This is a genomic window from Kribbella aluminosa, from assembly GCF_017876295.1.
Lineage (GTDB): Bacteria > Actinomycetota > Actinomycetes > Propionibacteriales > Kribbellaceae > Kribbella > Kribbella aluminosa.
Map to the genome: position 1 here is coordinate 1,384,343 of NZ_JAGINT010000001.1, position 23,168 is coordinate 1,407,510.

The 23,168-nt window shown below is 68.9% G+C and carries 16 protein-coding genes and 1 pseudogene; 10 read left to right on the plus strand and 7 right to left on the minus strand.

The genetic code is table 11. The features are described from left to right. The first annotated feature begins 45 nt into the window (after positions 1–45). Positions 46–3,129, plus strand: coding sequence for a GH92 family glycosyl hydrolase (locus tag JOF29_RS06950; protein ID WP_209693399.1), 3,084 nt, complete (start codon positions 46–48; stop codon positions 3,127–3,129). A gap of 194 nt (positions 3,130–3,323) precedes the next feature. On the opposite strand, the gene JOF29_RS06955 is transcribed toward JOF29_RS06950, so the two are convergent. Further along, entirely contained in the window at positions 3,324–5,243 is a 1,920-nt protein-coding gene (locus tag JOF29_RS06955; RefSeq protein WP_209693400.1) for a DUF5005 domain-containing protein, read from the minus strand. A gap of 107 nt (positions 5,244–5,350) precedes the next feature. Between JOF29_RS06955 and JOF29_RS45200 the strand changes: the two genes are divergently transcribed. The 7 genes from JOF29_RS45200 to JOF29_RS06990 are packed head-to-tail and all read left to right on the plus strand — an operon-like array spanning position 5,351 to position 14,301. Continuing rightward, the gene (locus JOF29_RS45200) at positions 5,351–6,649 is read left to right on the plus strand and encodes a DUF4185 domain-containing protein (protein ID WP_209693401.1); all 1,299 of its coding nucleotides are present in this window, start codon (positions 5,351–5,353) and stop codon (positions 6,647–6,649) included. Further along, positions 6,649–9,690, plus strand: coding sequence for an alpha-mannosidase (locus JOF29_RS06965; RefSeq protein ID WP_209693402.1), 3,042 nt, complete (start codon positions 6,649–6,651; stop codon positions 9,688–9,690). The genes JOF29_RS45200 and JOF29_RS06965 overlap by 1 nt, the downstream gene beginning before the upstream one ends. Beyond that, positions 9,683–10,579: a carbohydrate ABC transporter permease gene (locus JOF29_RS06970; RefSeq protein ID WP_209693403.1), complete on the plus strand. Its 897-nt coding sequence runs from the start codon at positions 9,683–9,685 to the stop codon at positions 10,577–10,579. Before JOF29_RS06965 ends, JOF29_RS06970 begins: the two co-directional genes overlap by 8 nt. After that, positions 10,576–11,457 (plus strand): carbohydrate ABC transporter permease, encoded by an 882-nt coding sequence (locus JOF29_RS06975; RefSeq protein ID WP_245357475.1) that lies wholly within the window; start codon positions 10,576–10,578, stop codon positions 11,455–11,457. Before JOF29_RS06970 ends, JOF29_RS06975 begins: the two co-directional genes overlap by 4 nt. 11 nt (positions 11,458–11,468) lie before the next feature. Then, entirely contained in the window at positions 11,469–12,752 is a 1,284-nt protein-coding gene (locus JOF29_RS06980; protein ID WP_209693404.1) for an ABC transporter substrate-binding protein, read from the plus strand. Then, positions 12,749–13,687, plus strand: a complete 939-nt coding sequence (locus JOF29_RS06985) for a glycoside hydrolase family 130 protein (RefSeq protein ID WP_209693405.1) — start codon at positions 12,749–12,751, stop codon at positions 13,685–13,687. The genes JOF29_RS06980 and JOF29_RS06985 overlap by 4 nt, the downstream gene beginning before the upstream one ends. After that, positions 13,684–14,301, plus strand: coding sequence for an SGNH/GDSL hydrolase family protein (locus tag JOF29_RS06990; protein ID WP_307863184.1), 618 nt, complete (start codon positions 13,684–13,686; stop codon positions 14,299–14,301). Before JOF29_RS06985 ends, JOF29_RS06990 begins: the two co-directional genes overlap by 4 nt. Before the next feature lie 237 nt (positions 14,302–14,538). On the opposite strand, the pseudogene JOF29_RS42770 reads toward JOF29_RS06990, so the two are convergent. The 4 genes and pseudogenes from JOF29_RS42770 to JOF29_RS07010 form a co-directional block, all read right to left on the minus strand. Next, positions 14,539–15,547 (minus strand): annotated as a pseudogene (locus JOF29_RS42770) (LacI family DNA-binding transcriptional regulator). A 322-nt stretch (positions 15,548–15,869) separates the two neighbouring features. Continuing rightward, the gene (locus tag JOF29_RS07000; protein ID WP_209693407.1) at positions 15,870–16,868 is read right to left on the minus strand and encodes a LacI family DNA-binding transcriptional regulator; all 999 of its coding nucleotides are present in this window, start codon (positions 16,866–16,868) and stop codon (positions 15,870–15,872) included. Between the two features lie 147 nt (positions 16,869–17,015). Continuing rightward, a complete protein-coding gene (locus JOF29_RS07005; protein ID WP_209693408.1) occupies positions 17,016–17,954 on the minus strand; it encodes a ribokinase in 939 nt (312 codons plus the stop codon). Further along, complete coding sequence (locus JOF29_RS07010) at positions 17,951–18,604, minus strand: KpsF/GutQ family sugar-phosphate isomerase (protein ID WP_209693409.1); 654 nt, start codon at positions 18,602–18,604, stop codon at positions 17,951–17,953. The genes JOF29_RS07005 and JOF29_RS07010 overlap by 4 nt, the downstream gene beginning before the upstream one ends. Positions 18,605–19,085: 481 nt before the next feature. On the opposite strand from JOF29_RS07010, the gene JOF29_RS07020 reads away from it, so the two are divergent. Further along, complete coding sequence (locus JOF29_RS07020; protein WP_209693410.1) at positions 19,086–21,116, plus strand: DUF5005 domain-containing protein; 2,031 nt, start codon at positions 19,086–19,088, stop codon at positions 21,114–21,116. Positions 21,117–21,170: 54 nt separating this feature from the next. Here the strand turns inward: JOF29_RS07020 and JOF29_RS07025 are convergent, their stop codons facing one another. Further along, positions 21,171–21,836: a maleylpyruvate isomerase family mycothiol-dependent enzyme gene (locus tag JOF29_RS07025; protein WP_209693411.1), complete on the minus strand. Its 666-nt coding sequence runs from the start codon at positions 21,834–21,836 to the stop codon at positions 21,171–21,173. Beyond that, positions 21,827–22,477: a pyridoxine/pyridoxamine 5'-phosphate oxidase gene (locus JOF29_RS07030; RefSeq protein ID WP_307863185.1), complete on the minus strand. Its 651-nt coding sequence runs from the start codon at positions 22,475–22,477 to the stop codon at positions 21,827–21,829. The genes JOF29_RS07025 and JOF29_RS07030 overlap by 10 nt, the downstream gene beginning before the upstream one ends. Positions 22,478–22,540: 63 nt before the next feature. On the opposite strand from JOF29_RS07030, the gene JOF29_RS07035 reads away from it, so the two are divergent. Next, positions 22,541–23,158, plus strand: a complete 618-nt coding sequence (locus tag JOF29_RS07035; protein ID WP_209693412.1) for a CGNR zinc finger domain-containing protein — start codon at positions 22,541–22,543, stop codon at positions 23,156–23,158. Positions 23,159–23,168 lie beyond the last annotated feature (10 nt).

Below are 23,168 nucleotides of genomic sequence, written 5' to 3' on the forward strand. Positions count from 1 at the left end.
GAAACGTTCCGCCCGTGGCGCCGCATTGATTCGTAGGATTGCGGGGTGGATATCGAGACTGGTGGTGGGCCCGGTGGGGCTACGAGTTCGCGGGGCGGGTTCGGCAGTGTGGACGGGACGCGGTACTCGGGGGTCGGCGGCGGGCGGCAGGAGGTGGAGTGGCCTGGGGGTGGGCACGCGGTCGCGATGGGGGATCGACTGCGGTACAAGGTGTATCCGGAGCTTGACGAAGGGCTGACGTACGCGGCGACGTACGTGGCGGTCGAGGTGGTGTTCGCGGACGGGACGCGGTACGCCGGGGTCGACCAGTACGGGAAGCCCGCCGACGCGGCGGGGCAGGGCGCGGCGAAGATCCTGTACGCCGACCAGTGGAACGACGTTCAGGTCGACCTGAGTGCGGCGGCGGGACAGACGATCGCGCAGCTGGTGCTCGTGGTGGATGCGCCGGGCGACGGGCACGAGTTCGCGGGATGGATCGACGACGTCGAGGTCGGGCCGGCGCCGCTGGAGCCGGACGGGTCGGATCTGGCGGCGTACGTCGACACGCGGCGGGGTACCAACGCGAGCCACGACTTCTCCCGCGGCAACACGCTCCCGATCACCGCCTGGCCGAACGGGTTCAACTTCCTCACCCCGGTCACCGACGCCTCGACGTGCCGCTGGCCGTACGAGTACCACCGCGCCAACAACGCGGACAACCAGCCGGAGCTGCAGGGTCTCACGTTCTCGCACCAGCCGAGCCCGTGGATGGGCGACCGTAACCAGCTCACGATCATGCCGGTCGCGGCCGCCGAGCCGCTCGGCGACCCGGCCGAGCGGGCCGTCGCGTTCAGCCACGACGACGAGATCGCGCGGCCCGACCTGTACTCGGTCGCGCTCGCGAACGGCGTCCGTGCGGAGCTCGCCCCGACCGACCACGGCGCGATCTTCCGGTTCATGTTCCCGGCGGACGCGGCCGGGCGGCACCTGGTCTTCGACACGATCGACGAGAACGGCGGCTTCGGGTACGACGGGACCGCGGTCACCGGCTGGGTCGAGAACGGGTCGCAGCGGTCCGAGTCCGGGCTGACCCGGATGTACTGCTACGGCGAGTTCTCCAGCGCGCCGACCGGCTTCGGCCCGGCGTCCGGCGGTCGCGACAACGCGCGCGCCGCGAGCTTCGACGTACCCGAGGTGACGCTGCGGATCGCGACCTCGTTCATCGGCCTCGACCAGGCGCGGCACAACCTGTCGCTCGAACTCGCGGGCCGGTCCTTCGAGCAGCTCCAGGCCGCCGCGAACGCGATCTGGAACGAGCGCCTCCAGGTCGTCCGACCCGAGGGCGCGACACCGCCGCAGCTGCGGACCGTGTACGGCAACCTGTACCGGCTGAACCTCTACCCGAACTCGCAGTTCGAGAACACCGGGACCGCGGAACACCCGGAGTACCGCTACGCGAGCCCGGTCCTGCCCGTCGACGGTGCGGCGACGGAGCTTGCGACCAATGCTGTCGTGAAACCCGGAAAGATGTATGTGAACAACGGGTTCTGGGACACGTACCGGACCGCCTGGCCGGCGTACGCGTTCTTCTATCCGGAGCTGTCCGCGGAGCTGGTGGACGGGTTCGTGCAGCAGTACCGCGACGGCGGGTGGATCGCGCGCTGGTCGTCCCCGGGGTACGCCGACTGTATGACCGGGACGAGCTCCGACGTGTCGTTCGCGGACGCCTATCTCAAGGGCGTCGCGCTGCCGGATCCGTTGGCGACGTACGACGCCGGCCTGCGGAACGCGACCGTCGCGCCTCCGGCGACGGAGGTCGGGCGGAAGGGCGTCGACACCGGGTTCTTCGCCGGGTACGTGAGCACGGACACCGAGGAGAGCGTGTCGTGGTCGCTCGAGGCGTACCTGAACGACTTCGGGTTGGCGCAGATGGCTTTGCAGCTGGCGGAGGAGTTCCCCGAACGGCGTGAGCAGCTTCTCGAGGAAGCGGAGTACCTGCGTCGCCGGTCGCTGAACTACGTGCTGCTGTTCGACGACGCGGTGAACTTCTTCCAGGGGCGGCGGCCGGACGGGACGTTCGCGAAGAGCCCGGCGGAGTTCGACCCCGAGGAGTGGGGCGGTGACTTCACCGAGACCGACGGGTGGAACTTCGCGTTCCACGTCGCGCACGATCCGCGCGGGCTGGCGAACCTGTACGGCGGTCCGCGCGGACTGGAGGAGAAGCTCGACGGGTTCTTCGCGACGCCGGAGCTCGCCGTCAAGAAGGGCACGTACTCGATCGTCATCCACGAGATGGTCGAGGCACAGGCCGTCCGGATGGGCCAGTTCGGCTTCTCGAACCAGCCGGCGCACCACATCGCATGGATGTACAACTACGCCGGTACGCCGTACAAGACGCAGGCGATCGTCCGCGAGGTGCTGGACCGGCTGTACGTCGGGGAGCAGATCGGCCAGGGGTATCCGGGCGACGAGGACAACGGGGAGATGTCCGCGTGGTACCTGTTCGCCGCGCTCGGCCTGTATCCGCTCCGCGTCGGCGCACCGGAGTACGCGATCGGCTCACCGCTTTTCCCGCGCGTCGTGGTCTCCCCGCTGGGCGGCCGACCGCTGACGATCACCGCCTCCGGTGTGGAAGACCCATATGTGCAAGACGTCCAGGTCGACGGGAAGCAGTTGCCCGTAGCATCCATCACCCACGCCGACCTGACCGCCGCCACCCAGCTCGACTTCACGCTGGGCGCCGACCCGTCGGACTGGGCAACCCTGGACTCCCCGCCCTCCCTCACCGCCGACGACGCCGTCGCCGCGCCGCTGGTCGACCTGATCCCGGTCGACCCCGGCAACCCCCTCTTCGACGACACGTCCGCAACCTCGACGACCGTCGACGAGATCAGCTGGACCCTGCCGGCCGCTGCAACCCCGACGCTCTACACGCTGACGTCAGGCTCGGGCCCGGCCCCCAGCACCTGGACGTTGGAGGCCTCCACCGACGGCACCACGTGGACCGTCCTGGACACCCGCACCAACCAGTCCTTCCCGTGGCCGCACCAACTCCGCCCCTTCAGAATCACCACCCCCGGCCAGTACCAGCACTACCGCCTAACCCTCCCCGCCCCCACAACCCTGACCCAACTCGAGCTACTCACCTGACGATCGAACCGCTCGCCCACCGAGTCGTGGAAATCGGTCGCGTTTCACAGCCAAACTCCACGACTCGGCGTCGGGGATCCGAGCCATTCACCACGACTCGGCGGCCCGCGGGGACGTGGGCGGGCGAACGTCGGCCAGGTGACCGGACGTCGGCAGGTCGGGCGGCGTGGGGCGTCGGGCGTGGGGTGGGTGGGTCAGGTTGGGGGGTGGAGGGTGAGGGAATGTAGGCGGGTGGTTTTTTCGGGGATGGGGTCGGCTACTGGGCGGGTGATCAGTAGGCGGACGTAGCGGGCTGTGAATGGCGGCACCTCGCGGGCCGTGGTGGGGGCGGTGTTGTTGGTGACGGTGTCGCGGGTGGTCCACTGCTTGTTGTTGTTGCTGGACTGGAGCTGGAAGTCGCGGGTGTTGAGGTCTGCCTCGCCGGCGTGGGTGATGGTGTAGCGGGCGATGGTTCGGTCGGCGCCCAGGTCTATGGAGAGCCAGGCGTTGGGGGAGGGGTTGATCCACAGGCCGGCGGTGGGGTCGGTGAGGTGGTGGGCGGTGGTGTTCTCGGCGCTGGCGAGTACGGGGCGGTAGCGGGCGAGGTCCGGTACGTCGGCGACCGCGGCGACCGCGGCGACCGCGGCGAACTCGAGTACGCGGATGGTCGTGTCGTCCGACTGGGTCGGCCGCTGGACGGTCAGGCGGAGGTAGCGCGCGGGGACCGGATGGGGAAAGCGGCGGTCGGTCAGGTTGTGGATGTTGCCGGTGACAACATCCACCGGGCGCCACGGACCGGTGGACCGCTGGGCGGCCTCGACGGTGAAATCCCTGGTGTTGAAGGCGGTCTGACCACTCTCGTACCCGGCGTGTTTGATGCGATACCCGGACACCGTCCGCAACCCACCCAGGTCCAGAACCCGGCCGCCGGCGACCAGATCGGTGGTCGCCCGTGGCGCGGAGGGCTCGTCGGCGAAGCGGTGCAGGTCCAGCCAGACGAAGCGGGGCCGGTAGATCTCGGTCGTCAGCGGATCGGCCCCGAGCCGGTTGACGTTGTAGCTGATCAGCAACCGCCCGTCCTCCGACAGGCTCGGGTGCGCCTTCGCGTTGTAGCAGTACGTGCCGCCCGCGGTCTGCGCCTCGTACACATAAGGCTCCGGGCAGTTGTAGAACCGTACGCCGGGACCGAACGGCCCGATCGGCGACGACCCGATCGCGTACTCCAGCCCGGTCGAGTTCACGTTCCGCAGGTAGACGAGCAGGTACCGCCCGCCCGGGATCGGCGTCACGCTCAGCTCGGTCGACACGTCGGCATGCAGTACGGCGGCATCGGAGACGCTGACCGTGATGTCCGGGCTCCACGTCGTACCGCTCCAGAACCGCCAGGACGCGATGTCGGCGAACTCCTCGCGGCGTACCCGCGCGCAGACCAGGTCCTTCTGCCCGCCCGCCAACGTGTTCCGGTACCCGTAGACGTACACGAATCCGTCGGTACCTGGCATGATCCCGACGCCGAACATCACGATGTACGTGCCGTCCCGGACCAGCAGCCGGACGTCCTCGGTCCGGCGTACCGCGGTGTAGTCCGGGACCCCGTCGGCCAGCGGTACGGCGATCAGGTCGACCCGGGCCGCGTTCCAGTCGGCGTCCGGTGCGAACCCGGTGGCGTACAAGGTGTCGCCGATCGCGATCCCGTCGTTCATCCAGAACCCGTTGCCGAAGGCCCCGTTCTCCGGGACGACGAACGTCGTACCCGCCGGGTCGGGCCGGTTGCCGACGAGGACGGCCGACGAGTTGTTGACGAACCCGGTCTGCCGGTACGTCAACGTGTCCGGGTCGACGGTGCCGATCCGGGTGTCGCTGAAGATGAACGCGGTCCGCGAGCCGGGTGTCGCGGAGCCGATGCCGTCGCGGCCGTCGAGCGGGACGGAGTAGATCCCGTCGGCGCCGATCCAGCCGGAGCGGCGGTCGAACAACTGGGTCCACTCGTCGGCACGGGTGGCACGTAGCGGCCGGCCGGAGGAGGAAGTGGTGGGGGCGGACCAGGAGGGCGCCGGCAGCGCGGCGGAGACGCTCAGGCCGGCGGCCAGAGCGGCGTTGGTGCGCAGGAAAGTACGGCGGGAAACGGTGCTCACTGCAGGCACTTTAGGAAGAAATGTCAACGTTGACAAGGCTATGTCAACGTTGACATCATCAAATCGCTTCGCACCTGTTGCTGTCACTCAGTGAGGGAGTACCAACCGTGCGTCAACCCCGCATCCCCCTCGTCCTCGCGGCGCTGCTCGCCGCCACCGCCCTCTCCGTGCCGGCCGCGGCCGCCCCGGCCCTGCCCCCACCCGTCCAGCCCGGACCCGCCCAGCCCGGACCCGCTCAGTCCGGACCCGCCCAGGCCGGACCCGCTGAGCCCGGACCCGCTCAGAGCAGGCAAGCCCGGCATCGCTCCTCGAACCTGGTGGTCGAGAGCGCGACCGAGCTCGGCCCGATCACCCAGAACCCGCACAACGCCGCCCGCGACAACGGCCAGAGCGTCCGGTACGGCAACCAGTCGGTGTGGTTCTTCGACGACACGATCCTGAAGAACCCGGACGGCTTCCTGACCAGTACCGCCGCGACCACCAGCGACCTCGACGCGAGCGACAACATCACGCTGACCTCGGCGAACCCGCTCGACGAGCACTCCACCGGCGTACCGCCGGAGTTCGTGCCGTTCTCCGCCGCCGAGCTCGCGTTCCAGCAGCAGCACGCGTCGACGGACTGCACGAACTCGACCGACGAGTACTGCGGGACCGTGTTCGCGCACTGGCCCGGTCCGGCCGTGGTCGACCAGGCGCGGCACCGGATCCTGGTGTCGTACGGCAAGCTCTGCCGTGGCGGCCGCGTCGGTACGCCGTGCGAGTCGGGCTTCGTCGGCCAGGCGCAGGGCACCGGCCTGGTCTCGGTCGACATGAACAGCAGGACCATCACCCGGCTCGCCGCGACCAACCGCCCGGCCGACATCCCGAGCCCGGAGGGCGCCGACAACACGCTGTTCTTCCCGCCCGGGCAGGACTGGGGCGGTCAGGCGATGGTGCTGGCCGGCAACACGCTCTACGGCTACGGCAAGTGCACCCTGGACGGCTGCGCGGTCGCGAAGGTCCCGGTCGCGCAGGTCACCGACATCTCCCAGTGGCGCTTCTACATCGGTGCCGACGGCAACGGTAATCCGCAGTGGTCGACGGACCCGAGCAAGACGGTCCAGGTGAAGGCGAACGGCGCCGCCGGCTCGACCGTGTACTGGGACAGCGCGTTCGGCGCCTACGTCAACACGTTCATGCAGTTCCAGTCCCAGGACGTCCAGTACCAGACGGCGCCCAACCCGTGGGGTCCGTGGAGTACGCCGACCAAGCTGTTCACAGCCGCGAAGACGAGCGGGATCGAGTACGCCGCGTTCGCGCACCCGGAGTACACCAGCGCGGACGGGCTGACGAAGTACTACACGTACTACACCTCGTCCACCGGCGCCCAGATGCTCGTCAAGGTCCGCTTCGCGAAGGGGTCGTGATGCATCAGCATCCACAACGCACGATCGACCGGGCCCGCCGGATGCTCGACGAGCGGGTTCAGCCCGCCGTCGAGCGCCGTGCGGCGGCGCTGACCGTCTCGGTACGGCGCCTGCCCGGCGAACCCGAGCCGTTCGAGCTGGCGACCGCCGGACCGTTCGAGCCGTTCACCGCCGGATCCACCTGGGGTCCGGCGTGGACGACCGCATGGTTCCACCTGCAGGGCGACGTACCGGCCGGCTGGGACGCCTTGGTGCCGACAACCTACTCGGTCCACAGCGCCGCGGTAGTGGTCGACCTCGGCTTCGACGGCGGCCCGGGCTTCCAGTCCGAAGGCCTCGTGTACCGCGCGGACGGCAGCATCGTGAAGGGCGTGCACCCGCGCAGCCGGTACGTCCGGCTCGACCCTGGCACGACGACCGTCGACCTGTACGTCGAGGCCGCCGCGAACCCGGACATCGCCGCGCGGGCGTTCCGGCCGACCGTGCTCGGTGACGGGCTGGACGCCGACGGCGAACCGCAGTACCGCTTCCGCCGGGCCGAGCTGGTCGCGCTCGACGACCGGGTCGACGCGCTCGCGGTCGATCTCGACGTACTGATCGGCTGGGCGGCCGAGCTGGCCGCCGACGACCCGCGCCGGTCGAAGATCCTGCGGGCGCTCGACCGCGCCTGCGACGTGATCGATCCGGACCGGATCCACGACTGCGTCGACGCCGCGCGGGCCGAGCTCGCGACGGTGCTCGCGCAGCCGGCCGCGGCGAGTACGCACCGGGTCGCGGCGGTCGGGCACGCGCACATCGACTCGGCCTGGTTGTGGCCGATGCGGGAGACCGTGCGCAAGTGCACGCGGACGTTCGCGAACGTGCTGGCGCTGATGGACGACTACCCGGAGCTGCGGTTCGCCTGTTCGCAGGCGCAGCAGTACGCATGGATCGAGGAGCACCAGCCGAAGCTGTTCGCGCGGATCAGCGACGCGGTCGCGGCCGGCCGGTTCGTGCCGGCCGGCGGGATGTGGGTCGAGTCCGACACCAACCTGCCGGGCGGCGAGGCGCTCGTCCGGCAGTTCGTGCACGGCAAGCGGTACTTCGCCGAGCGGTTCGGCGTCGAGCCGCGGGAGGTGTGGCTGCCGGACTCGTTCGGGTACTCCGCCGCGCTGCCGCAGATCGCCGTACTGGCCGGGTTCCGCTGGTTCCTGACCCAGAAGCTGGCGTGGCATCCGACGAACCCGTTCCCGCATCACACGTTCTGGTGGGAGGGGATCGACGGCACCCGGCTGTTCGCGCACCTGCCGCCGGTCGACACGTACCTGGCCGAGCTCACTCCGGCCGAGCTGAACCACGCGACGCAGAACTTCCGCGATCACGCCGGTGCGACGACATCGTTGGTCCCGTTCGGGCACGGCGACGGCGGCGGTGGACCGACTGCGCTGATGATGGAACGGGCTCGCCGGCAGGCCGACCTGGAGGGTGCGCCGCCGATCGAGCACCTGACGCCGACGGCGTTCTTCGAGCGTGCCGAGGCGGAGTACCCGGACGCGCCGGTGTGGGTCGGCGAGCTCTACATGGAGGCCCACCGCGGTACGTACACGTCGCAGGCTGCGATGAAGCGCGGCAACCGGCGCAGTGAGCACCTGCTGCGTGAGGCCGAGCTGTGGTGTGCGACGGCGACGATCCGGACCGGGGCGGAGTACCCGTACGACGCCCTGGACCGGATCTGGAAGACCGTGCTGCTGCACCAGTTCCACGACGTACTGCCCGGCTCCTCGATCGCCTGGGTGCACCGGGAGGCGCGGGAGGCGTACGAACAGGTCGGGGCCGAGCTCGAGGAACTGATCACGACCGCGCTTGGGACGCTTGCCGGTGAAGGCGACATCCCGATCCGGTTCAACGCCGTACCGCTGCGGGTCGCCGGCATCCCGGCGCTGGGCGCCTCGGACGCACCGGAAGCGGCCGGCCAGGCGGTGACCGCGCGGCTGGACGGTAATCGGTGGATTGTCGACAACGGCGTACTGCGGATCACGATCGCCGCGGACGGGACGATCACGTCGCTCGTCGACACCCGGTACGACCGTGAACTGGTCGCCGAGGGTGCCCGGCTGAATGACCTGGTCCTGCACCACGACCTGCCGAACGCCTTCGACGCCTGGGACCTGGACTCCTTCTACCGTACGACGGCCTCGCCGCTGCGGACGGTCGACTCGTTGCGCGTCGCCGAACGTCCCGACGCGGTGCTGGTCGAGGTACGACGTGTGCACGGTGCGTCGACGTACCACCAGACGATCACGATCCCGGCCGGCGTGGACCGGGTGGAGTTCGCGATCGACGTCGACTGGCACGAACGGGAGAAGTTGCTGAAGGCAATGTTCGGCGTGGACGTCCGGGCCGAGCACGCGACCGCGGAGATCCAGTTCGGGCACCTGCGGCGGCCGACGCACGACAACACCACCTGGGACGAGGCGAAGTTCGAGGTGTGCGCGCATCGCTGGGTGCACGTCGGCGAGCCCGGCTTCGGCGTAGCGGTCGCCAACGACTCGACGTACGGGCACGACATCCGGAGGCTGCCGGGGGAGTCCGGCGATCCGCTGGCGGGCCGTGCGGGCACCGGGATCGGGCTGTCGCTGCTGCGCGCGCCGCGCTACCCCGACCCGGAGACCGACCAGGGCCGGCACCACGCCCGCTACACGCTGGTGTCCGGCGCCGGAATCGACGACGCGGTCGAGGCCGGTCTGCGGCTGAACCTTCCGGTCCGGGAGATTCGCGGTACGTCGGCACCGGCGCCGCTCGTCGCGGTCGACGGCGACGGGGTGGTGATCGAGACGGTCAAGCTGGCCGAGGACCGGTCGGGCGACGTGATCGTCCGTCTCTACGAGTCTCTCGGTGCGCGTACGACGGCGCGGCTGAGCTGGGACTTCGTTGCCGTGGGCGCCGAAATCGTCGACCTGCTCGAACGGCCCCTCGCGACCGTCGGCGAGCCCCGGTTCGAGCTCCGGCCGTTCCAGATCCTCACCGTACGGATCCGGGTCCAGGAGGTGACTGATGACTAAACGACACCGGGACACGATCCTCGGGTACCTGTTCGTCTCGCCCGCGATCATCGGGTTGCTGCTGTTCGTGGCGTACCCGATGGTGACGTCGCTCTACCACTCGTTCACCCAGTGGAACGGGCTGACCCCGGCCAAGTGGGTCGGGCTGGACAACTACAAGTTCCTGTTCACCAGCGATCCGACGTTCTGGCCGTCGTTGAAGGTGACCGTGCTGTGGGTGGTTATCTCGGTACCGGCCACGTTGGCCGCCGGGCTCGCGCTCGCGGTCGTGGTGAACCGGACGATCAAGGGCGTCAAGGTGTTCCGGACGATCTTCTACCTGCCGGTGGTGCTGCCCGCGGTCGCCGTACTGACGTTGTGGAAGTACATCTACGACCCGACGTACGGGCTGGCCAACCAGGTGCTGACGTTCCTGCACCTGCCGACCAGTCTGTGGCTGGGCGACGCGCACGTGGCGCTGCCGGCCATCCTGATCGTCGGGGTGTGGAGCGTCGGCGGCACGATGATGATCTTCCTGGCCGGCCTGCAGGCGGTGCCGGAGGAGATCCAGGAGGCGGCCAAGGTCGACGGCGCGAACGCGTTCCGGCGGTTCACCCGGATCACGCTGCCGATGATCGGGCCGATCATGATGCTCCAGCTGATGCTGGCGCTGAACGGCGCGTTCCAGACCTTCAACCAGGTCGCGATCCTGACCAAGGGCGGACCCGGGCACTCGACCAACCTGTTGATGTACAAGATCTACAACGACGGGTTCGCCGACTTCATCACCTCACCGCAGCTCGGGTACGCGACCGCCGAGGTGTGGGTGCTGTTCGTGATCGTGATGCTGGTGACCGTCGTGATGCTCCGGCTCACCCGCAGCCGCGTCTATCAAGGAGAAGGCGCATGACCGCCGAAGCTCTTGTCCTGGCGCGCCCGGCGGCGCTTACGCAGCGGGTGCCGTTCATGGTGTCGCGCGTTGCCTGGTACGCGTTGTGCGGGCTGCTCGCGGTCTCGATGCTGCTGCCGCTGGTGTGGATGATCAGCATCGCGCTGAAGGGCAACGGCGACATCAACCAGCTGCCGCCGACGTTCCTGCCGCGGGAGTTCCGGGCCGCGAACTTCGTCGACGGCCCGGCGCAGATCGGGTTCTACCGGTTGCTGCTGAACACCGTGATCGTCACCGTACTGTCCACGATCGGCGCGGTGGCCAGCTCGATGATCGTCGGGTACGGCATCTCCCGGATCGACTTCCCGGGCCGCCGGTTCTGGTTCGCGCTGATCTCCGGCAGCATCTTCGTCCCGGGCATCGTCGGGCTGATCCCGCTGCAGCACCTGTACATCAGCCTCGGGCTGATCGACACCTGGGTGCCGCTGATCCTGCCGGCCTTCTTCGGCAGCCCGATCTTCGTGTTCCTGGCCAGGCAGTACTACCAGTCGATCCCGAAGTACCTGGACGAGTCGGCCACGATCGACGGCGCCGGGCACTGGATGATCTTCACCCGGATCATGATCCCACTCACCAAGCCGGTCTGGATCACGATCGCGATCATGTCCTTCCAGTTCGCCTGGAACGACTACCTGAGTCCGTTGGTCTACCTGCAGGACGCGAAGAAGTTCACGCTGCCGCTCGGGATGGCCGCGTTCCTCTCCGACCAGGCCGGCTCTCAGTACAACTACTACATGGCGACGAACCTGCTGTTCGTCGTACCGCCGCTGGTGCTGTTCTTCCTCGCCCAGCGCTACTTCATGGAGGGCCTCGGCGCCCTCGGAACCATCGCGAAATGAGGAGATCGATCATGCCCACACTCAGGGCGACAGCAGTACTCGTCGTCGCCGGGCTGGCCCTCGCCGGGTGCGGCGGCGGTTCCGGCGCCGCGAAGGGCGGCGGGTCCGTCAGCTACATGACCTGGGAATCCGTTCCCACCAACCAGGCCCTGGACAAGAGCATGGCCAAGCTGCAGGGCGTCACCGTGCAGCGCGAGGAGTCGCCGAACGCGGACTACGCGCAGAAGCTCGCCTCGCTGATCATGTCCAAGAAGGCGCCGGACTTCTTCTGGTGCTCGAACTCGCAGGAACAGAACCTGGCCGCGGAAGGCCTGCTGTACGACTGGTCGTCGTACCTGAAGAAGGGCGACGGACTGCAGGAGGACAAGTTCTCGCCCGGCTCGCTCGATTTGTGGCGGAACCCCGAGGGCAAGCTGTACGGGATCCCGACGCTCGCGAACACGTACGGGTTCTTCTACAACAAGGCCGACTTCGACAAGGCCAAGCTGAAGGCCCCGGCGATCGGCTGGACCTGGGACGAGCTGTACGCCGACATCGCCGCGCTGCGGCGTACCGACGCCAAGTCCACGCCGCTGGTGAACGCGTGGGCGTTGCTGGAGAGCCCGCAGGGCGTTTCGGCGTACTCGGTCGCGAACGGCGGCGCGCCGATCGTCGAGAAGCCGATCGGGTCCAAGCAGGTCCAGGCCGACGCGACGTTCCGGACCGGGGCCGAGCGGATGGCGAAGGCGATCAAGGCCGGCGAGATGACCAACCCGGACTACGACGGCTCGAACGCGGTCGCGAAGTTCGCGAACGGCGGCATCCCGCTGATGTTCGGCGGCCAGTGGCTGCACCAGTCGATCACCCAGAACAAGCCGAAGTTCGAGTGGGGCTACGCGCCCTGGCCGGCCGGTACGGCGAAGTCCGTGCAGCCGATCGAGACCAACGGCGTCTGCTCGCCGGCCACGCTGAAGGACCCGGGCAGCACCTGGAAGGTGATCAGCTACATGGAGGTCACCGGCTTCAACGAGACGATGAAGGACCAGCCGATCGCCCCGATCGCGTACGAGCCCGGCTCCAAGGGGTACTACGAGTCGCTGCAGGCCGGCGACGCCGCGGCGAAGACCATCGCCGCGACCGCGACGTACGAGCTCGGGGTGAAGGACAAGTTCGTGACGCAGTTCCTGGACCCGTGGTCGACACCGGCCGGTGATGTCGTCGGGACCACCTGGAACCCGGCGCTGTCCGGCAAGCAGGACGTGAACGCGGGCATCGACGGAATGGTTGCCGGGATCAACAAGCTGGCGGCCAAGTGAGTACGCCGGCGGTCGACTACCCGTTCGGCCCGTTCGTGCCGCGGCCGGAGAACCCGGTCCTCCGGCCGGGGCGGCACGAGTGGGAATCGGCGAACGTGTACAACCCGGCGGCGCTGGTGGTGGACGGGCGGATCGCGCTCGTCTACCGGGCGCATGCGGACGACGTCGTGTCGCATCTCGGGCTCGCCTGGTCCGACGACGGGATCACCTTCGAGACCGAGCCGGATCCGGTCATGGTGCCGACCGAGGACTACGAGCGGTACGGGTGCGAGGATCCGCGGGTCGTCTTCATTGGCGGCACCTACTACCTGACCTACACCGGGTGGGACCGGCAGACGGCGCGGTTGTGCCTGGCGACGTCGACGGACCTGCGGCAGTGGGAGAAGCACGGGCCGATGTTCCCGGGGATCAACACGTTCGCGGGGATCCGCGAGACGCCGGGGCCGGACTGGAGCAAGGGCGGCGTGATCCTGCCCGAGCCGATCGACGGGCGGTACCTGATGTGGTTCGGCGAGGGGAACATCCACCTCGCCGAGTCGGACGACCTGCTGCACTGGAAGGCCGATCCGACGCCGGTGCTGCGTCCGGAACCGGGCACGTTCATGGGCGACCTGGTGGAGACGGGTCCGCAGCCGATCCGTACCCGGACCGGTCATGTGTTGCTGATGCACAACAGCGCGGTCAACCAGCCCGGCGGCGGGGTGTACTACGCGTGCGGGCAGGTGCTGATCGATCCGCGGCGGCCGGACACCGTGGTCGCGAAGCTGACCGAGCCTTGGCTGGAGCCCAGTACCTACGAGGACCAGCACGGGTTGGTGAGCAACGTGACGTTCGTCGAGGGGCTGGTGTTCCATCGCGGGACCTGGTTCGCGTACTACGGCCAGAGCGACACCACGATCGGCGTCGCCACGTTCACCCCTCCGGAGGAGTCGTGATCGTGCTGGCGGACGGAGCCCGGGTGATGTTCACGGGTGACTCGATCACCGACTGCCATCGGCGGGAGACCGACAATCCGCTCGGGTACGGGTACCCGCTGCTGGTGGCGGGGCTTTGGGGCCGCCGGCAACCGGATCGGGTACCGGTCTGGACGAACACCGGGATCTCCGGCGACACACTCGCCGGGCTGGGCGGCCGGTGGCAGTCCGACGTACTCGATGCACGGCCGGACGTGGTGTCGATCCTGATCGGGATCAACGACTGCGGGTACCGGTTCTCGTTCGGGCACGACGAGGTGCCGGCGGAGGTGTTCCGCGCCGGGTACCGGCGGTTGCTGGAGCCGCTGGCCGACGTACAACTGGTGCTGATCGAGCCGTTCCTCCTGCCGGTGAAGGAGGAGCAGTGGGCGTGGCGGCCCGACCTGGACGCCAAGATCCAGGTGGTGCGGGAGCTGGCCCGCGAGTACGACGCCCACCTGGTCGCCGCCGACGCCATGTTCACAGAACTTGCCGCACGCAACAAGAACCCGGACCACTGGCTCTCCGACGGCGTCCACCCCACCCCCGCCGGCCACCAAGCCTTGGCCGAAGCCTGGCTGAACCAACTCACCTAACCCACCCCACTCCACCGCCCGCTGCCCACCTGCCGCCCGCGCGTCGGACGCCCACGCCGGCGAAACCCCTCGACCACCTGACACCGTCCGGCCAACGCCCACACCTACGCCAGGACAGCCTCATTTCGGGGGTTAACCAATGCGGTTGTCCCTTTGCTGCTGGTATGCAGGAGGCGAAGGGACAATCAGCGGGGTTAACCGTCTGGACGTCGGCCGCCCAGCGGGGCGGTGGAGGTTCTAGTACGTCGGGTTGGCGTTGACGATCAGGCGGGCGGGGACCTCGAGGCGTTGGGGGGTGCGGGTTGGGTCGGCCAGGCGGTCGAAGAGGAGTTGGGCGCCGGCGCGGCCGACGTCGTACGGGTCGCTGTCGATGACCGAGACGCCGAACGCCGCGGCCAGTTCGAACCGGTCGAAGCAGACCGTGTCGATCCGGCGGCTCGCGAACGCCTGCGACTGCAGCAGCCCGGTGCAGAGCCGGTTGTTGTCGACGAACACGGCGTCCGGGGGCCGCCGACGGCAGCAGGTCGTCGGCGGCGCGGCGGGCGTCGTCCTCGCTGACCAGGTTGTTCCGGACGAGGGCGGGATCCACCGCGATACCGGCGGCGCCGAGCGCGGCGACGTACCCGGCCCAGCGTTCCTCGGCACCGCTGCCGCTGCGCGGGTGCCCGAGGTACGCGATCCGCCGGCGGCCCTTCGCGAGCAGGTGCTCGATCCCCGCGCGGGTGCTGGCCGCGTTCGTGGTGGTGACCGAGTCCATCGACTCACCGAGGCCCGGGGGAGGTGAGTCCACGAACACGATCGCCGAACCGAACCGCGCCTCGTTCGCCAGGTATCCGAGGTCGTTCCCGACCGGCGCGATGATCAGCCCCGCGACCCGGTGCGCGAAGAACGACCGGATCGCCCGGTGCTCGAGCTCCGGATCGTTCTGCGCGTCGGCGGTCAGCACCAGGTACCCGCGCTCGGAGGCGACCGAGTGGATGCCTCGCAGCATCGGCGCGAAGAACGGGTTCGTACAGTCGCCGAGCGTGACCCCGATCGACGTCATCGCCTGATTCTTCCGCCGCAACCCCGCAGCGACGTCGTTCAGCTGCACCCCCAGCCGATCCGCCTCGGCCACGATCCGCTGCCGCGTCGACTCCCGCACCTTCGGATCCCCACGCAGCGCCCGCGACACCGTCTTGATGCTGACACCGGTAGTCGCCGCCACATCCTCGAGCCGCGGCCGCCGCGGAACTTCACTCTCCATGCCAACAGTGTAATGTCAACGTTGACATAGCAGCTCCATCCGCGCGGGCAAGGTCCTCCAGCAGCGTACGACGACCAGCCGCCTCCTGAGGCTGTCCGGGGAGTGAGCCTCGCACGGACGACGAGTATCCCTGGAACCCGCGACGAATGACCTGACGGACCACCGCCCGCCGCGCTCCCGCCGCGGACCGCCGCCCGCCGCGCTCCCGGCGTCGGCCCGCGCTTGGCACCAGCACCTCTTCCTGGTAGTACGTCCCGCGCACGGTGCCGGAGGCGGCCGAAGGAACTGCCGCCGCGGAGCAGTGTCCTTTGTGGGGGGTCTGCTACTTCTTCGGGGCGGAGGTGGCTCGGATGTGGAGTTCGGTGCGGAGGGTGACGGTGGAGGGTGGGCGGCCGGGGGCGGTGGTGCGGTCCTTGAGGAGCATGCCGGCGGTGCGGCCCAGCTCGTACGTGGGCTGGGCGACGGTGGTGAGGCTGGGGATGACCAGGTCTGCCCACGGGATGTCGTCGAAGCCGACGATCGCGATGTCGTCCGGGGCGCGGAGGCCCTTGCGGGCCAGGCATTCGAGGGCGCCGACGGTCATCAGGTTGTTGGTGGCGAAGAGTGCCTCGGGCGGATCGGGCAGCTCCAGCAGGCTTTCCATCGCGGCGTACCCACCGGCCTCGCGGAAGTCGGCGTGCCGCACGAGGTCCTTGTCGTACCGGATCCCGCCCGCCCGCAGCGCCGACCGGTACCCGGCCAGCCGGTCCATCGCGGTCGACACCTTCCGCGGCCCGGTGATGCAGGCGATCCGCCGATACCCTCCGTCGATCAGGTGTTTGACACCTTCGAACGCGCCGTGCTCGTTGTCCACCAGCACCGTGTCCGCCTCGACGCCCTCGACCCGCCGGTCGATCATCACCAGCGGGATCTTCGCGTCCGCGAGCAGCTGCACGCCCTCCGCGGTCGACGTCGGCGAGATCACCACCCCGGCCATCTGGTCGGTCAGCACCGCCGACGCGTACGCCGCTTCCTTCGCCGGGTCCTCGTCGGAGTTGCACAGGACGACGTGGTATCCCTCGGTCTGTGCGACGTCCTCGAGCCCGCGGACCAGCGAGGTGAAGAACGGGTTCTCGATGTCCGAGATGACGACCGCCCACAGGTTCGTCGAGGACTTCCGCAGGTTCCGCGCGACGCCGTTCGGGCGGTACCCGAGCTCGGCGACCGCGGCGCGGACCTTCTCGGACAGTTCGGGGTCGACGTTGCGCCGGCCGCTCAGCACCCGCGACACCGTGGCCGGCGACACCCCCGACCTACGCGCGACGTCGTAGATCGTCGTCATACCCGCTCCCCGCTGGAGATCCGATGGTCGTCTGGATCGCACTCTAACCCCGATCCCGCCCACAGGATCTTAGAGGGTGTCTTGGAGCTCTGCGCCTACTGCGCGGCACTCGGCGGGCACCTCGGCGCACAGCTCCAAGACACCCTCTCATGACTGTGAGGCACCGGTCCGGAGGAGGGCGAGGGCGGTGGCGCGAGTGGGGGCCGAGGCGGCGGCGCCGTTGACGGTGGTGGAGAGGGCGCCGGCGGCGTTGGCGAGGCGGACGGCGTCGACGAGGTCGGCTCCGTCGGCGAGGGAGGCGGCGAGTGAGCCGCAGAAGGCGTCGCCGGCACCGACGGTGTCGATGGTGTCGACGGTGTACGGCGCGATCCGCTCCTCGAAGCTCCCCGCGCGGTCGAGCACGTACGCGCCGCGCGCGCCGAGCGTGACGACGCATCCGCGCAGGTCCCAGTCCTCGGCGAGTTTGCGCGCGATCATCGGCACCTGGGACTCGTCGTCGCAGTCCAGCCCGGTGAGCGCCGCGGCCTCCACCTCGTTCGGCACCAGGATGTCGACGTACGCCGCCAGCGCCGGATCGATCGGTCCGACCGGGGCCGGGGTGAGGATCGTGGTCACGCCCGCGGTCGAGGCGAGCCGGAGGGCGGCGTGGCTCGCCTCGACCGGGAGTTCGAGCTGCACGCTGAGCACCTTGCTCCCGGTCAGGACGTCGCGGGCGGCATCGACCTCGACGGCGGTGATCGCAGCGTTCGCCCGGGACACGATGATGATCGAGTTCCCGCCGTCGGGCAGCACCAGCGGCAGTCCGACGCCGGTGCCGAGCGACGGGTGCCGGACGACCCAGGACGTGTCGACCCCGTTCGAACGGAGCAGTTCGAGGAACTCCTCGCCGTACCGGTCCTCGCCGATCGTGCCGACGATCGCGGTCCGGGCGCCCATCCGGGCCGCCGCGATCGCCTGGTTCACGCCCTTCCCACCGAGGAACTCCGCGAACCCGGTGCCGTGCAGCGTCTCGCCCGGCAACGGCCGCCGCTCCGCGGACGCGACCAGGTCCTTCATGAACGACCCGAGCACACACACGTCGTTCATGCCTCGTCCTCCGACAGACGTTTGCCCAGGGCACCTGATGGATGGAACTGCGCGAAGTCCTGGTGACTGAACTCCCGCAGTACGACGAGGGCGCACGCCAGCGCGTCGCCCATCGCGAGCGTCGCGGTCGTGGACGCGGTCGGCGCCAGGTTCAGCGGGTCGGCCTCGCGCAGCACCATGGTGTCCAGCGTGTACGTCGCCAGCTGGGCGAGTGTCGACTCCTCGCGCCCGGTCATCGCGATCACCGGGATCTGCCGCTCGCGCAGCATCCGGGCGAACGCGCACACCTCGGCGGTCTCGCCGGACGCGGACAGCGCCAGTACGAGATCGCGGGAGGTGACCGCCCCGGAGTCGCCGTGCAGGGCGTCGCCGGCGTGGATGAACGTGGCCGGCGTGCCGGTACTGGCCAGGGTCGCGGCGATCTTCCGCCCGACCAGACCCGACTTGCCCAGGCCGGTCACCACCAGGTGACCCTCGCACCGGGCGACTGCGGTCAGCACCTCCAGGAAGACGCCGTCCAGCCGGTCGGCCAGTGCCGACACGGCTGCTGCCTCGGTCTCGATCGCGTCCCGCGCCGCTTGCAGCCCCCGTGCCACCAGGTCCCTGGACAGCTCGTCGGCCGTGCGGTGGGCGGACGCACGGTTCGGCACAACTGGCATCCCCAGCGCCTCTCATCTCAGAAATCGATTTCCGCAGATTAGGCAGTGGGACGAGCTGGTGTCAATGTCTACGGCCAGCACAAAACCCTGTGTGCACGCGGGAATCGGCGGAGTTGACCACATCGTCACCTGATCGACACTTGACCGGCTCGGACGGCGCTCGTAGATTGCGAGAAATCGATTGCCCTTCGAGCCGACTGCCACCGCCCGGCTCGACGGTTCCGAGCTACCTCTGGAGCACGTGATGGCTGCAACACCGTCCCCTGCCCGGAGATCGAGGGACCGGGGCCGATCAACCACATCTGGTGCACCGTCGCGCGGGACAGCCCATGGGGTCCTGACGAGGCCGACGGGGACTATCTGCGGAAGCGCATCCTCTCCGCATCGCCTGGGTGGACGCGTCGCAGCCGGGCGTCCTGGTGCCGCTCGGCGACTTCTTCGGTGTCGGTACCAAACCTTGAAGGGATAGTTCATGAAGCGTGGGGCCTTGCTTGCTGTCCTGCCGCTGGTCTTCGGAACGGCGACACTGCTCACCCAACCGTCCATCCCGAAGACTCCGCCAACCACCCCGATCGGCACCGTCCAGGTCGAGTCGAAGGGTACGCCGAGCAAGAGCGACGGCGACCTCTGGCCGTCCTGCTGGGCCGGCAACGACAAGCTGTACGCCGCGAACGGCGACGGCAAGGGCTTCAGCACCGACGGCGCCTTCGCCGACGTCGCGGTCAGCGAGATCACCGGTACGCCGGGAAACTTGTCCGGGGCAACGACCTCGAAGGGCGACCAGGTCGGGCAGATCTGGAGCGGAGCCGGGTACAACCGGAAGCCGACCGGGATGGTCTGCGTCGGGGACACGTTGTACCTCGCCGTCCAGGACCTCGCGCTGGACTTCAACGACGTACCAGCGGCGACGATCCTGAAGTCGACCGACCACGGCCGCACCTGGACGTGGGACAAGTCCAAGCCGATGTTCTCGGGCCATGTGTTCACGACGATCTGGTTCGCGGACTTCGGTCGCGGTGGGGCCTCGGCTCCCGACGGTTACGTCTACGCCTACGGGTTGGACGGGAACTGGCGGGACTCGTTCGACGACACGGTCGCGGATCCACAGTCGGTGTTCCTGGCCCGGGTGCCTAAAGCCGATGTGCAGAACCGGAGCGCGTGGAAGTTCTACACCGGGTCCGGATGGTCGCCGAAGCTCGCGGACCGCAAGCCGGTGCTGACCGACACGCGACGGCTCTACGCGCAGACGTACGGGACGAACGCGTCGAACCTGAGCGTGATCAGCCAGGGCGGCGTCACGTACCTCCCGGCGCAGAAGCGATATGTCTACACGTCGTGGACCGAGTACACCTTCGAGTTCTACGAGTCGCCGACACCGTGGGGACCGTGGAAGCACTTCCTGTCCAAGGACTTCGGGGGTTATCCGTGGTCGACGTCGAAGTACGGCGGGTACGGCGTGACGATCCCGTCGAAGTTCGTGCAACCGGACGGCAAGACGATGTACATCCAGGCGAACGTGTGCCCGTGCGGTGGCGGCGGGATCGGTACGTCTGTGTACAACTTCAACCTGCGCAAACTGGTGCTCACGCCTGCTTCGAACGCGCCCGCCGCCAACCTGCCGGGCGCTGACAACCTCGCCGCGCCTGCCACTGGTGCGGTTGCGATTTCCAAGTCGACGCAGTCGGGCAGTCTCGCGTTGCTGAACGACGGCTTGAAGACTGGCAGCGAGTCCGACTTCGACGACGAGGTGAAGGGTGCCTCGTGGTGGGGGTACGAGTGGCCGGCGCGGCACAAGGTCAACAACGTTGAGTTCACGTCCGGCGCGGTGTCCGCCGAGGGCGGGTACTTCACTGGTCGTCCCCGGGTGCAGGTTCGTCGCGACGGGCAGTGGGTCGAGGTCGGGTCGCAGACGGTGTCCCCGGCGTACCCGGGTGATGCGTCGGCGGGTGCGAACACGACGTACACGATCACGGTCCCGACGCAGGAGACGGACGGGGTCCGGGTGATCGGGCTGCCTGGTGGGACGCGTTCGTACACGACCGTGTCGGAGCTGGCGGTGCGGTACGTGTCGCAGTTGGCGGATGGCGGCTTCGAGGGCACCGGTGGTGGTAAGCCTGCCTGGCTCTTCGAAGGTACTGCGGCCAACGGGGTGGACCGTGGACTCGGCTTCGCGCACTCGGGGGCTAACAACGGGTGGATCCGCTGTACGTGTACGGGGTTCAGCGATCTGTATCAGAGCGTGCCGGTGGTGCCCGGGGCGACGTACACCTTCGGCTCCTGGATCAACGCCTCAGCCAACCTCCCCGCTGATGTGGGCCGCTTCGGCGTCCGCAACGGAGGGACAGTCCTCGCCAGCACCACCTTCGGCGCCGGCACGGGCTACGTCCACCACGAGGTCACAGTGCAGGTCCCACCAAACGTCCACGAACTAACGGTCTACGCCGGCTTCAACGCCCCCAACAAGGACACCTGGATCCAGCTGGACGACTTCACCGTCAGTTGACCGCCGCTTTCCGGAAAGAATCAGTCGCTCCGTGCGGGATTCTTTCCGGAAAGGTCACGGCCAGGGGAGGAGCTCGGGGATTCGGCCGGTGATCAGGCCTGTGGTCGGGCGGCCGGCGTACCAGGCGGTTAGGGCGGTGAGGGGGCCTTCGAGGGTGATGGGCTTGCCGGTGCCGTTGGTCCAGGTGGTGGTGGGGGACTGGAGGATCAGCTGGGTGTTGTCGGGGGTGCGAGGGCGGAGGAAGTCCAGGAGGTGCAGGCAGAAGTCCTCGGACCAGCTCGCGGGGGTGACGCCGAGGTCGAGGTCCGAGGTGTGGATGGTGAGTTCTCGCCAGGTGGCCTGTAGACCCGCGGACAGGTTGCTGTTGCGGTGGAGGATAGGAAGGGGCCAGTCCGTGGGGCTGACCTTGTCCCAGGAAGCCATGAGTCTGGTGACAGCCCGGTGCAGGTGGGTGCGGAGCTCGGCGGCGGGGCGGTCGGCGCCGGCTTCGATCGCGGCGTCGCGCGCGGGGCGGCCGCCGTCGTACACCTCGACGAGCCGGCCCTGGAGCGCCTCCTCGACCTGGCGGGTCATCGCCTCGGAGAAGTACGCGAGGTGCGTGATCACGTGACCGCGGGACCAGCCCGGGAGGACGGAGTCGCCGCGGGCGGTCGGGTCGTCGAGGTCCGCGGTCAGGGCGAGCAGTCGGTCGGCGATCGCGTGTACGTCGTTCAGGGCCACAGGAGCTCCTTCGTCCAGGTGTCGTCGAGGGTGTAGCGCAGCCGTACATGCCGGCGGTCCGGGTCGGCCTGCCAGAACTCCACCTCGTCGGCGTGCAGCGTGTACAGGGTCCAGTTCGGCGCGACCAGGTCGGGGTCGAGCGCGATCCGGTCCTGCTGTTCCTTGACGGCCGCGTCGATGTCCGAACGATCCGCCAGTACTGCGCTTTGCCTGCCGACCAGCGCCTCCGCCCGAGCCGCGACCGGCCGGAGCAGGAAGTCGCGCGCCGAGTCCTCGGGTGACGCGGGGGCGACCCGGCCGGACACGCGAACCTGGCGAGCGAGCGGGATCCAGTAGAACGTCAGTGCGGCGTACGGCGAAGTGGTCAGCTCCTCGCCCTTCCGGCTGGTCGAGGTGGAGGCGAACTGCCAGCCGTCGGCGGTGACATCCTTCAGGATCAGGACCCGCGCGTTCGGGCGGCCGTCAGGGCGGACCGTCGAGAGAGTGGCGGCGCAGGGCTCGGCCACGCCGGCGTCGATCGTGGTCAGCAGCCAGTCGACGAAGAGGTCGTGCGGCGCGTCGGGGGTCCGGGCCGGATCCCAGTCGGGCGGGGTCCCGGTCAGCGTCGGCACGGCGCGCAGCCGAGTACGGAGATCACTCACGCTCCGAGACCCTAGAGCAGGTATTCACATGGCAGCAATAGCTTTTCCCATTAGTATCGCCGGATGACCACCCTGGCCTTCGCCCTGGCCGCCACCATCAAGCACGACGGCCACGGCGGCATCGCGGACCTCCTCTCCACCCCGGAGGACACGCTCATCTGGCTCCACAACCAAGAGCCCCTCCTCACCCAGGTGCTAGGCCCCGCGGCCGCAACCGATCTGGGGAGGTTTTTGTACCCGATTCGGGCAGAAATCCTCCCCAACCTGGACGAGCCCTGGCGCGGGTTGGTGCGGATTCGGGGGGCTGTGCGGGTGTTGTTTGCGCGGGCGGTTGCGGCTTCTAGGGCTGATGCGGATCGGTTGATGGAGCTTGAGGACGCGCTGGGGGTGGTGAACGAGGCGGCGGATCAGTTGGGTACGACGCACCTCGAGTGGGTCGAGGAGCCGACGATGCGGTGGTCGCCGAGGACGGCGGACCCGATCGACCTGCTCGTGGGAGCGGTCGGGCGGTCGGCGATCGACTTTCTCGTCGGGCCGGATCGGGCGAGGTTGCGGGCGTGTCCGGCGGCGCGGTGCGTGAAGTACTTCCTGCAGGACGACCCGCGGCAGACCTGGTGTTCGCCCGCCTGCGGGAACCGGGAGCGGGTGAACCGGCACTACCGGAAACGGACCGCCGGATAGCCTTGGAGTT

Bases quoted from the DNA above. Each gene is read 5' to 3' on its own strand.
- JOF29_RS07000 (WP_209693407.1), bottom strand. From the start codon at position 16,868: ATGACGACGATCTACGACGTCGCGCGTAGGTCGGGGGTGTCGCCGGCC.
- JOF29_RS07020 (WP_209693410.1), top strand. From the start codon at position 19,086: ATGAAGCGTGGGGCCTTGCTTGCTGTCCTGCCGCTGGTCTTCGGAACG.
- JOF29_RS06980 (WP_209693404.1), top strand. From the start codon at position 11,469: ATGCCCACACTCAGGGCGACAGCAGTACTCGTCGTCGCCGGGCTGGCC.
- JOF29_RS06970 (WP_209693403.1), top strand. From the start codon at position 9,683: ATGACTAAACGACACCGGGACACGATCCTCGGGTACCTGTTCGTCTCG.
- JOF29_RS06965 (WP_209693402.1), top strand. From the start codon at position 6,649: ATGCATCAGCATCCACAACGCACGATCGACCGGGCCCGCCGGATGCTC.
- JOF29_RS07035 (WP_209693412.1), top strand. From the start codon at position 22,541: ATGACCACCCTGGCCTTCGCCCTGGCCGCCACCATCAAGCACGACGGC.
- JOF29_RS06975 (WP_245357475.1), top strand. From the start codon at position 10,576: ATGACCGCCGAAGCTCTTGTCCTGGCGCGCCCGGCGGCGCTTACGCAG.
- JOF29_RS07005 (WP_209693408.1), bottom strand. From the start codon at position 17,954: ATGAACGACGTGTGTGTGCTCGGGTCGTTCATGAAGGACCTGGTCGCG.